This window comes from Streptomyces sp. NPDC001315 (assembly GCF_042896175.1).
Taxonomy (GTDB): domain Bacteria; phylum Actinomycetota; class Actinomycetes; order Streptomycetales; family Streptomycetaceae; genus Streptomyces.
The window spans coordinates 85,269-95,018 of sequence record NZ_JBIAWZ010000027.1 but is presented as its reverse complement, the minus strand read 5'-3'; the positions used below and the strand labels follow the sequence as shown (position 1 = coordinate 95,018).

Here is a 9,750-nt window from a genome sequence, read left to right as displayed (position 1 = left end):
GTGTGGGGGCTTCCTCTTGCTCGCTGCTGCGTGGGGCGGCCCCCCCGGGGGGGGGGCGGGGGCGGGGTGGGGGGGGGGGGGGGGGCGGGGGGGGGGGCGCCCCCCCCCCCCCCCCCCCCCACGCCGGCTCCATACCGGAGCCGGACCCGTGTCACGCCGTCAGCGCTGCAGTGTCAGCAGACCCGGACGGTAGGGGAGGAGGCCGTAGTCACCGCCGGAGTTGGGGCTGCGCCCCTGGTAGAGCAACTGCAGATTGCAGGGATCGACGGTCATGGTCTGATCGGGGCTGGTACGGATCAGTTCGCCATGGCTGATGTCGTTGGTCCAGGTGGCGCCGCTGTTGGCCTTGCCGGCGAAGGGATTGCTCTCGGTCGCGGCCTGGGGTGTCCATGAGCCGTTCAGACTGGTGGCTGTGAACGAGCGGAAGTAGCGGCCCTGCGAGCCGATCGCCTCGACGATCATGAGGTAGCGGTTCTGGCCCTGCAGCTTGTAGACCTGCGGGGCTTCGAACAGGTTGTTCGTCGTATCGCTCATGACCACTGTCGAGTTCGTGCCGAAGCTGCCCGGGAAGTTCCCGATCGGCATGCTGGCCCGGTAGATCTTGCCGTTGTCACCGGCGAAGAACAGGTACATGTTCGTCCCGTCACCGATGAGCGTCTGGTCGATGGGCCCGGTTCCGGAGCCGGAGATGCTTCCGGAGAAGAGCACCTGCGGGGATGACCAGCCATTCGGGTTGGTGGGGTCGCTCGACGTCCGGTAGGAGAAGGCGGTTCCGCCCCACTGGTAGGTGAGCACCCAGATGTTCTTCGGCGCGAAGTAGAAGAGCGTGGGCGCGACAGTGGAAGCTGACATCGTGTTCTGGCTGGCCGAGCCCATCTCCGACCAGTTGGTGAACAGGCCGAAGTTCATCGAACCCCAACTCGTCCCCGTGTCGTGCGTCGTCGCATAGACGAGTTGCTTGCCGTTGTAGGGGACGACGGTGAAGTCCTTGAGCGAGACCCACCCCGACTTGGGTTGCGCCAGCGCGCCCGTCGATGTCCAGCGGTATGCCGACGGAAGATCGCACGAGCCGGAGTTGTCGCTGCCGACCTTGACGAGCTGCCACTGCTGGTTGGTGCCGCCCCAGTCGTCGTACTGGACGATGTTCGCGTTGTCGGCGGTGGAGGCGCCTTGCACTTCGAGGGCCTTGTTGCTGTGGCGCGAAATCAACCTCACATAGCCGTCCGAGCTGTCGGCCAGCCGCCACTGCTGGTTGGTGGCATTCAGGTCGGTCCACTGGACGATCGAGCCGCCGTTCTCGGTGGACCAGTTGTAGACGTCCAGGACCTTGCCGGAGTGGCGGGACTTGATGCGGTAGTAGCCGCCTCCGGAGTCGACGAACTGCCACTGCTGCTGGTTCTGATCGTTCCTGGTCCATTGGGTGATGCGGGCGCCGTCGTCGGTCGCCAGGTTGTAGACGTCCAGGGCCTTGCCGCTGTTGCGGTTGACCAGCACATACGAGGCGTTGGGGTCGACGGTCGCCGCGTCGGCGGGCTGGGCACCGAGGAAGGTAGCCACGAACAGCAAGGGCGCAAGGACGGCGAGTAGCCGTCTCAGGCGGAGCGGGGACGGAGGGCGAAACCACATCAGGGGGCCTCCTTTTCTGGGGGCGGGGGTGAGGTGACTCCGATGAACCGCGGAGCGGCCGCGCCGGGGGGTCAGGGACGGGAGAGGTGCGAAGGCGGCCGCATCGCCGAAGAGCTGGTGCTCTGGGCGCTCAAGCCGGAGCACTTCGCCGTGGGCCGAGATGAGAGAGGTCTCCGGCCTTCGGTCGCCCCAGCTGACGGCCGGTTATGACGGCTGCCGCCAGGGGGCCGTCACGCCGGCGGATCCACCAGGCGCCCGGGGGGTGCTGCCCATGGAGACCTCCGGGGTGGAAAATGTCAGTTCAGTGTCGGAAACCTTGCGGAAACTTCTCGGACTCTTTGACGCCACAAGCTAGGAATGTGGGGCCTCCCGGTCAAGGCCTGTCGCCGATCTGTCCATAAACAGCGCCTCTCCTTGGGCCTGACGAGCCGTCCTCTCGATCGGAAATTCTCCGGAAGTTTGCCCATGCGGCCCGCCAGCCCAAGGCGTCCGCGGAGGCGAGGAGTTGAGCAAGCAGCGTCCGACCCTGGCCGATACTCGGCCTCGCGCGGCGGCCGGAAGACGGCCCCCGTCGCCTCGGGGGCCGCGCGAGTTCGCAGACGTGCTGGTCGAGCCTGTCCGACTCGCCAGGATTCCGGAAGTTTCGAGCATGGAACGGAAACTTCTTCTGCGGGGAGTGTTGACGATCCACCGTCAATCCCTCAATCATCCCTGTCTGAAGCACCGGCCATAGTTCGAGATTTCGAGCACACGCCGGCCCTGAGCAATCTGTGCTGCACGACAGATCCGTGCACCACAGCACCTGCGCCGGCACACGCCGGCCCTGAGCAATCTGTGCTGCACGACAGATCCGCGCAGCACAGCACCCGCGCCACCCCGTTTCCGTTCCGGTGAGGTTCGCGCCAGCGCATCCTGGCTCTTCGCGCAGTTGGAGAGGTGCGCGACGCCGTATGGCGGTCCCCCCGGCTGAGCTGCGATGGAGTACCCCCATGCCCTCTGTCGAAACACCGCTGCCGCCCGCGTCCGGTACGCGCGGCCGTGGTCGTCCTCTATGGCCCGGCGCTGGCGTTGCTCGCCGTCCCCGCCGAGTCCGCTCCCCGCCGCACGTCCATGGCCGACCCCGCTGTTCCCCTTCGGGCACGGGCTCAGCTGGACCGGCTTCACCTACCCGGAGCTCTCGGTGGGTCCAGTCGCCGCGACGGACGGGGCCGTCGCCGTTTCGGTCACCGTCCGCAACGTCGGCGAGGTGGGTGGTACGGAGGTCGTCCAGTTGTACCTCTCGGATCCCGTGGCGTTCGTCGTCCGGCCGCGGCGGTGGCCGGCCGGGGTCGGCAGGGGCGAGCTGCAGCCGGGCGCGGCCGTCCGCCGGCCGGACCTCTTTCACCGGGCTCGACCTGCGGAAGGGGGGGAGAACCCGGGGATATCGGCGTGGCCGTCGGATGGTCCAGCGCGACCTGCCGCTCCAGGGCTCCTTCACTCTGGAACGCCCCGTACCTCGCCCGGCCCGGAGGCCGACCGGGTGCTGTCCATGCCGGTCGAGATCGTCCCGGTTGCACGACCGCGATGTCCGGTGATCCCGTAATGCCGGGATTCCGGCCCGCCTCGTCCGCCTGCCGCGTGGGAGCGGACGAAGCATTCCGATGCACTTCAGTCCTTCCCTGATTTCTGACTTGGAGGCACAGTCATGGGCTCGTATGCCCTTCCCAGTTCCGTTGTCCGCCGGAAGATCCGCGGCCCACTGGTGGCGCTGGTCATCGGCGTCCTCGGTGCGGCCGGCGCACTGGTCGCGCCGCCGACCGCACACGCCGCCGAGAGCACGCTCGGCGCTGCGGCGGCGCAGAGCGGCCGCTACTTCGGCACTGCCATCGCCTCCGGCAGGCTGGGCGACTCGGCGTACACGTCGATCGCGGGCCGTGAGTTCAACATGGTGACGGCCGAGAACGAGATGAAGATCGACGCCACTGAACCCCAGCAGGGTCAGTTCAACTTCACCGCCGGAGACCGCGTCTACAACTGGGCGGTGCAGAACGGCAAGCAGGTGCGCGGTCACACCCTGGCCTGGCACTCCCAGCAGCCCGGCTGGATGCAGAGCCTCAGCGGCAGCGCGCTGCGCCAGGCGATGATCAACCACATCAACGGCGTGATGGGCCACTACAAGGGCAAGATCGCCCAGTGGGACGTCGTGAACGAGGCCTTCGCCGACGGCAGTTCGGGAGCCCGGCGCGACTCCAACCTGCAGCGCACCGGCAACGACTGGATCGAGGTCGCCTTCCGCACCGCGCGCGCCGCAGACCCGGCCGCCAAGCTCTGCTACAACGACTACAACGTCGAGGACTGGACCTGGGCCAAGACCCAGGCCATGTACGCCATGGTCAAAGACTTCAAGCAGCGGGGCGTGCCGATCGACTGCGTAGGCTTCCAGTCGCACTTCAACAGCGGCAGCCCCTACAACAGCAACTTCCGCACCACCCTGCAGAGCTTCGCCGCCCTCGGCGTCGACGTGGCCATCACCGAACTCGACATTCAGGGCGCCTCGGCAACGACCTACGCCAACGTGACCAACGACTGCCTGGCCGTCTCGCGCTGTCTCGGCATCACCGTCTGGGGTGTGCGCGACAGCGACTCCTGGCGATCGGGGGACACGCCGCTGCTGTTCAACGGCGACGGCAGCAAGAAGCCCGCTTACACCGCCGTCCTCAACGCACTCAACGGGAGCTCCACTACGCCCCCTTCGGGTTCCGGACAGATCAAGGGCGTCGGGTCGGGCCGCTGCCTGGACGTGCCCAGCAGCAGTACCACCGACGGCACCCAACTCCAACTGTGGGACTGCAACAACGGCACCAACCAGCAGTGGACGTACACCGCCGCCGGTGAGCTCAAGGTCTACGGCAACAAGTGCCTGGACGCCGGCGGCACCGGTAACGGCACCAAAGTCCAGATCTACAGCTGCTGGGGCGCCGACAACCAGAAATGGCGCCTCAACTCCGACGGATCCATCGTCGGCGTCCAGTCCGGCCTCTGCCTCGACGCCGTCTCAGCCGGTACCGCCAACGGCACCCTGATCCAGCTCTACACCTGCTCGAACGGCAGCAACCAGCGCTGGACCCGCACCTGATGAGGCCCGTCACAAACGAAAGGGTGAATCGATGACGGCCTACGGTGCGGCTTCCCCCGCCCCTCCACCAAGACATCGCTGGTGGTCCCGGGTCGCGGCCGTGGTGGCGGCGGCCCTCGCGATCGGCATGCTCGCCGTGGTGAATCCGGCGCCCGCCGAGGCGGCGACGGTGGACACCAATGCCTGGTACGTCCTGGTCAATCGCAACAGCGGCAAGGCGCTGGACGTCTCTGGCGCGTCCACCGCCGACGGCGCGCGGGTCAGCCAGTGGACGCGCAACGACGGAGCCAACCAGCAGTGGCAGTTCGTGGACTCCGGAGGCGGCTTCTACCGCCTCAAGGCTCGGCATTCGGGCAAGGTTCTCGACGTGGCCGGCGCCTCGACCGCCGACGGTGCGGCGATCCAGCAGTGGGCCGACGGTAACGGGGCCAACCAGCAGTTCCGCCTGGCCGACTCCGACGCGGGTCACGTCCGGCTGATCAACCGCACCAGCAGCAAGGCGGTGGAAGTGCAGGGCGCCTCCACCGCCGACGGCGGCAACGTCGTCCAGTACACCGACTGGGGCGGCGCCAACCAGCAATGGCAGATGATCAAGCTGTCGTCCGGTGGCGGCGGATGCGGCAGCGCCCCGACTCTGACGAGCGGTACATACACGATTCAGAGCGGCGGTAAGAGCCGCAGCTTCATCCTCAGGGTTCCCGCCAACTACGACAACAGCCATCCCTACCGGCTGATCTTCGCGTTCCACTGGCGGGGCGGAACCGCCGGCGACGTCGCCTCGGGCGGCACGAGCGGGAACGCCTGGTCCTACTACGGCCAACAGGAACAGTCGAACAACAGCGCGATCCTCGTCGCCCCCCAGGGCCTCGGCAACGGCTGGGCCAATTCCGGCGGTGAGGACATCACCTTCGTCGACGACATGATCCGGCAAATCGAGGGCGGCCTCTGCGTCAACACGGCACAGCTTTTCGCCACGGGATTCAGCTGGGGCGGCGGCATGAGCTACGCACTCGCATGCTCCCGGGCGAACGTCTTCAGGGCCGTCGCGGTCATGTCCGGCGCCGAGATCAGCGGGTGCAGCGGCGGCACCCAGCCCATCGCCTACTTCGGAATCCACGGCATCAGCGACTCCGTCCTCAACATCACGCAAGGACGGTCCCTGCGCGACAGATTCGTCAGCAACAACGGCTGCACTCCCCAGAGCCCGCGCGAGCCCGCGCCGGGCAGCCGAACGCACATCACCACCACCTACTCGGGCTGCCGTGCCGGGTACCCGGTCCAATGGGCCGCGTTCGACGGAGACCACATACCCGGTCCGGTCGACGGCTCCCCCAATGAAAGCGGCGTCGCCACCTGGACCAAGGCAGAGATCTGGAGGTTCTTCGCACAGTTCCAGTGACACGCCCGCAGCATGGAGTGGAGCCAGGATGATCCTGGCTCCACTCCTCGACGTCTACCGCAGGTTGAAGGACGGAGCCGCCTTTCAGGAGAGCTCCCCCCTTCGGACCCGACGCCATGCCTGACCAGCGGAAAGTGTCCGATCGCGCGGCGTGGAGCGGGAGGCTACGACGCCGACCGCGGATCGGCGAACAACAGTGGGCGATGGCGGGAGGGGGGCGGCGCCCTGCGTTTGACCGGTGCATGGCAGCCGGGCGGAGCTCCGGGTCAGGGCTCAACCCGTCGCCAGTCCATCACAGGGCCGGGGTTTGTGTGGTCCGCAGGGGTGACCCAGAAGGCTTTGCCCAGCTCAGCGCTGAACTGGGCGCCTGTCCGGCCGTCCCCGGAGGAGCGGCCCGTCAGACGGCGGCCGATCCATGGCAGCAGGTACTGCCGGGTGAAACGCACGTCCGCCACCCGCCGGTCGACCCAGCCCGGAGGGGCGGTGGCAGGTATCGGCGTGTGCCACTCCGTGTCCTCGGGCTCGTGACCGAGCCTCTGCCACACCGCTTCGGCGACCCGGCGGTGGCCCTCGGCCGTCAGGTGCAGACGGTCCACGTCCCACAGCCGCGGATCGCCGAGCGAGGGCGCTGCGTACAGGTCGACGACCACAGCGCGGTGCCGTGCGGCGAGCTCGTCGACGCAGGCGAACAGCTCCTCCATGCGCGGCCGGAACCGCTCCAGCACCGGACCCTGCCGGCCCGGGCTGCGCATCAGCACGAGCTGCCTGCACGCCGGAGCGAGCTGCTCCACGGCCTCCGTCAGCAGCCCCCGCACCCGGCCCATGTCGCACTTGGGGCGCAGGGTGTCGTTGAGGCCGCCGACCAGGGTGATCACATCGGCGCCCATCGCGGCGGCCACGGGCACCTGCTCGTCGACGATCTGGCCGATCAGCTTGCCGCGCACCGCGAGGTTGGCGTACCGGAAGCCGGGCGTGCGGGCGGCCATCCGGGCCGCGAGGAGGTCGGCCCAGCCCCGGTAGGAGCCGTCGGGCAGCAGGTCCGACATGCCCTCGGTGAAGGAGTCGCCGACCGCGACCAGGCTGGTGTACATGGGAGTGGGATTCGTCTGCATGGCGTCAGAGATGGTATCCCGCGTCCATACCCGTCGGTCGGTCGGCCTCTCCTCGGCCGCGTGCCTCAGGCTCGCTGCCCGAACAGCTCCCGCAGTACGTCCTCCATGGTCACCAGGCCCGCCAGCCGCCCGTCGTCACCGAGTACGGCGGCCAGATGCGTACGGCTGCCCCGCATCGCCGTGAGCACGTCGTCCAGCGGGGTGTTCTCCCGCACGCGCGCGATGGGCCGCATGTCCCGCAGCCGGAACGGCATGTCCCGGGGCGAGGCGTCCAGTGCGTCCTTCACGTGCAGGTAGCCGACGATCCTTCGGCCCTCGTCGACGACGGGGAAGCGGGAGAAGCCCGACTCGGCCGCCAGCCGCTCCAGCTCCTCCGGAGTGACACCCACGCGCGCGTAGACGACGCGTTCCAACGGGAGGACGACGTCGCGCACGGGCCGGCGGCCCAGTTCCAGGGCGTCGTGCAGGCGCTCCTGTGCGCGGTCGTCGATGAGGCCCGCCTCGCCGGCGTCCTTGACGATCTGGGCGAGCTCGGCGTCCGAGAAGGTGGCAGCGACCTCGTTCTTCGTCTCGATCCGCAGCAGCTTCAGCAGCCCGTTCGCGAAGGCGTTGATCGCGAAGATCACCGGGCGCAGTGCCCGCGACAGCGTCACCAGCGGTGGGCCGAGCAGCAGCGCGCTGCGCACCGGCTCCGCGAGCGCGATGTTCTTGGGCACCATCTCGCCCAGCAGCATGTGGAGGTAGGTGGCCAGGGTCAGCGCGATCACGAAGGACACCGCGTGTCCCGCGCTGGTCGGCACGCCCAGTACGTGGAACACCGGTTCCAGCAGGTGCGCGATCGCGGGCTCGGCGACCACACCGAGGACCAGGGTGCACAGGGTGATCCCGAGCTGCGCGGCCGCCATCAGCGCGGACACGTGCTCCAGCCCCCACAGCACGCTCTTGGCCCGCCGGTCGCCCTGTTCGGCGTGCGGCTCGATCTGGCTGCGGCGCACGGAGATCAGCGCGAATTCGGCGCCCACGAAGAAGGCGTTGACGACGAGGGTCGCGAAGCCGATCAACAGCTGTACGACGGTCATCGGTCCGCCTCCTTCTCGTCGTCGAGCGGCGCGTGCAGCAGCACGCGCGCGGCCCTGTGCCCGGACGCGTCCACCACGTCCAGGCGCCATCCGGCGACCTCCACGCGGTCGCCGACCTGCGGTATGCGGCCGATTTCCGCGGCGACGAGACCGGCCAGCGTCTCGTACGGACCCTCCGGCGCCCGCAGCCCGACGCGCGGGAGCTGGTCGATGCGGGCCGCGCCGTCCGCCGAGTAGACGGCGTGGCCGTTCTCGTCGGTGCCGGCCGGGGCCAGGTCGGGTGTCTCGTGCGGATCGTGTTCGTCGCGGACCTCGCCGACGACCTCCTCGACGATGTCCTCCAGCGTCACGACGCCCGCCGTGCCGCCGTACTCGTCGATGACGGCGGCCATGGTGCGCTTGCCGCCGAGCCGGTCGAGGAGTCGGTCCACGGTCAGCGACTCCGGCACGAGCAGCGGCTCGCGCATGATCTCGGAGACGGGCACGCGCGGCCGGCGCTCCGCGGGCACCGACAGTGCGTCCTTGATGTGCGCGCTGCCGACCACCGAGTCCAGGCTGCCCCGGTAGACCGGGAACCGGGACAGGCCCGTCGCCCGGGTCGCGTTCGCGACGTCCTCGCAGGTCGCCTGGACGTCGAGGGCGATGACCTGCACGCGCGGTGTCATCACGTTCTCCGCGGTGAGGTCGGCGAGGTTCAGGGTGCGCACGAACAGCTCGGCGGTGTCCGCCTCCAGTGCGCCCTGCCTGGCGGAGTGCCGGGCGAGGGCCGCGAGTTCCTGGGGGCCGCGGGCGGAGGCCAGTTCCTCGGCGGGTTCGATGCCGATGCGCCGAACCACGCGGTTCGCCGTGTTGTTCAGATGGGTGATGAAGGGCCGGAAGGCGGCGCTGAACCAGCGCTGCGCGTTGCCCACGCGCTTGGCCACGGCCAGCGGCGAGGAGATCGCCCAGTTCTTGGGGACCAGCTCGCCGACGACCATCAGGACCACCGTGGACAGGGCCGTGCCCAGGACCAGCGCGACCGAGCTCGCCGCCGAGGGCGAGATGCCGAGGGACTCCAGCGGGCCCGCGAGCAGCTTGGCGATCGACGGTTCGGCGAGCATGCCGACCACCAGGTTGGTGACGGTGATGCCGAGCTGGGCTCCGGAGAGCTGGAAGGTCAGGTTCCGTACGGCCTTCAGGGCGCCCGACGCGCCGCGCTCGCCGCGTTCCACGGCGCGTTCCAGCTCGCTGCGCTCGACCGTCGTCAGCGAGAACTCGGCAGCGACGAAGGCGCCGCAGGCGACGGACAGCAGGATCGCCACCAGGAGGAGGAGCACTTCGGTCATCGGGTCACCTCCGTCCCATGGTCCGGCAGGGCAGAGGGGATCGCGCGATGTCGGGTACTGGGAGGCTCGCCCATGGGCGGACGCTCACACCTTT

Annotated in this window: 6 protein-coding genes; 2 read left to right on the top strand and 4 right to left on the bottom strand. The window is 68.9% G+C overall.

The window, feature by feature from the left end:
* Positions 1-159: 159 nt before the first annotated feature.
* On the bottom strand, positions 160-1,626 hold the full coding sequence (locus ACFY16_RS38650; protein ID WP_390651909.1) for a non-reducing end alpha-L-arabinofuranosidase family hydrolase: 1,467 nt from the start codon (positions 1,624-1,626) through the stop codon (positions 160-162).
* Between the two features lie 1,684 nt (positions 1,627-3,310).
* On the opposite strand from ACFY16_RS38650, the gene ACFY16_RS38645 reads away from it, so the two are divergent.
* Positions 3,311-4,741: an endo-1,4-beta-xylanase gene (locus ACFY16_RS38645; RefSeq protein ID WP_390651908.1), complete on the top strand. Its 1,431-nt coding sequence runs from the start codon at positions 3,311-3,313 to the stop codon at positions 4,739-4,741.
* Between the two features lie 100 nt (positions 4,742-4,841).
* Positions 4,842-6,140, top strand: a complete 1,299-nt coding sequence (locus ACFY16_RS38640) for an RICIN domain-containing protein (RefSeq protein ID WP_390651913.1) — start codon at positions 4,842-4,844, stop codon at positions 6,138-6,140.
* Between the two features lie 266 nt (positions 6,141-6,406).
* Here the strand turns inward: ACFY16_RS38640 and ACFY16_RS38635 are convergent, their stop codons facing one another.
* The 3 genes from ACFY16_RS38635 to ACFY16_RS38625 all read right to left on the bottom strand — a co-directional run bounded on the left by ACFY16_RS38635 (position 6,407) and on the right by ACFY16_RS38625 (position 9,656).
* Entirely contained in the window at positions 6,407-7,252 is an 846-nt protein-coding gene (locus ACFY16_RS38635) for an SGNH/GDSL hydrolase family protein (protein ID WP_390651907.1), read from the bottom strand.
* A gap of 65 nt (positions 7,253-7,317) precedes the next feature.
* Positions 7,318-8,331 carry a hemolysin family protein gene (locus tag ACFY16_RS38630; protein ID WP_390651906.1) on the bottom strand — a complete coding sequence of 338 codons (1,014 nt, stop codon included), beginning with the start codon at positions 8,329-8,331 and terminating at the stop codon, positions 7,318-7,320.
* Positions 8,328-9,656 (bottom strand): hemolysin family protein, encoded by a 1,329-nt coding sequence (locus ACFY16_RS38625; protein ID WP_390651905.1) that lies wholly within the window; start codon positions 9,654-9,656, stop codon positions 8,328-8,330. Before ACFY16_RS38625 ends, ACFY16_RS38630 begins: the two co-directional genes overlap by 4 nt.
* Positions 9,657-9,750 lie beyond the last annotated feature (94 nt).